Below are 1,716 nucleotides of genomic sequence, written 5' to 3'. Positions count from 1 at the left end.
TTGATGGTAGTGGTGCAGCAGGTCTTGCAGGTGCAATTGGTTATCTAGTTATGAAAAACAGTATTGATGCACTTAGTAAGGGATATTCTACTGTAGAATTACAAGATAAATTAGGCAAAGTCCAAGATTTAATAGGTAATAGCGCTAATGTAGATCCATCTAAGCTTGCAGATACAATGACACAAGTATCTAAGGCAGCCGAATTATCGACTAAAGTGGATATGAAAGTTTTAGGTGGTATCATTGTCGGTGTTATAGCGGGACTTCTTTATAATAAATTCCATAAGATTAAACTTCCAGAATGGTTAGGGTTCTTTGCTGGAAAACGTTTCGTCCCAATTGTTACATCGGTTGTGATGTTACTATTAGGAATTCTATTCGCACAAATTTGGCCAGCAATTCAAAATGCTATCGATGCATTAGCTCATGGAATTGTTAATCTAGGGGCAGTTGGTTCAGGTCTATTTGGTTTATTAAACCGTCTATTAATTCCAATCGGTTTACATCACGTAATGAACACATACTTCTGGTTCGTACTTGGTGACTTTACAAATGCAGCAGGTAATGTTGTAAATGGTGATATTGCTCGCTTCCTTGCAGGAGATAAAACAGCGGGTATGTTTATGACTGGTTTCTTCCCAGTTATGATGTTCGGTTTACCAGCAGCATGTTTCGCAATGATTGCGGCTGCTAAACCAGAAAAACGTAAAATGGTTACAGGTATGTTAGGTGGTCTAGCATTAACTTCATTCTTAACTGGTATTACAGAACCAATTGAATTCTCATTCATGTTCTTATCACCAGTATTATATGGTATTCATGCTGTATTAACAGGTCTGTCTCTATTCATTACAACAACACTTGGCATTCACGATGGTTTCACATTTAGTGCCGGTGCAATCGATTACTTCTTAAACTTCGGTATTGCAACAAAACCAGTATTACTTGCGGGAGTCGGTTTAATTTACGCAGTAATTTATTTCGTTGTATTCTACTTCTTAATTAAGAAGTTCGATTTAAAAACTCCTGGTCGTGAAGACGAAGAGGAAGTAGCTGAAGGTGAAGAAGCTCCAGTTGCAGGTTCAATTGGTGAAACTTACGTAGCGGCTTTAGGTGGAAAAGAAAACTTAACAGTTATTGATAACTGTGCAACACGTCTACGCTTACAAGTAAAAGATGCTGGTCAAGTAAATGAAGCAGCATTAAAACGTGCTGGTGCAAAAGGTGTTATGAAATTAAGTAATACAAGTGTACAAGTTATCGTAGGTACAAATGTTGAATCTGTTGCCGATGATATGAAAAAACACGTATAAATAATGAGATAAGAGGATGTCCAAAAAGATTGATAACATCAATTTTTTAGAGGATATCCTCTTTTTTTTGTTAACAATTTAACGGGAATCTTACTTTTGTAAATTTTCTTTTTCTTTTTTGTATATATAGGTTGGTAATATGTGCAGTGCGTGATAAAGTAGGGATGATATAGAATGGTTTATCCATAATCTACTAAAAAAAATCTTTAGTAGAGGAATTAAATTATTGGTGAGTAAGGGGAAAAAAGCAATTATGGATCAGGAAAAAAATAATGCGAATGGGAAAGCACGTCGGCCGATTGTATACATAAAAAGAACAATCATTCTCGTCTTACTATTATCACTTGTATATTTCATGTATACAAAAATTGTTGCGCATAATAAGAAAGAAGAAACTTTAAAA

General features: G+C 35.3%; 1 protein-coding gene and 1 pseudogene. Both read left to right on the top strand.

What is annotated here, in order from left to right; genetic code table 11:
* Positions 1 to 1,313: PTS transporter subunit EIIC (locus MR170_RS30490; protein ID WP_242310620.1), on the top strand; the 1,313-nt coding region annotated here is incomplete at its 5' end.
* A gap of 226 nt (positions 1,314 to 1,539) precedes the next feature.
* Positions 1,540 to 1,716 (top strand): annotated as a pseudogene (locus MR170_RS30485) (serine hydrolase domain-containing protein); the annotation flags it as partial.

It is taken from the genome of Bacillus cereus group sp. BfR-BA-01524 (assembly GCF_022662595.1).
GTDB lineage: Bacteria > Bacillota > Bacilli > Bacillales > Bacillaceae_G > Bacillus_A > Bacillus_A thuringiensis_S.
Note: the sequence above shows the minus strand (reverse complement) of the source record. Positions and strands in the feature narration are given on the sequence as shown.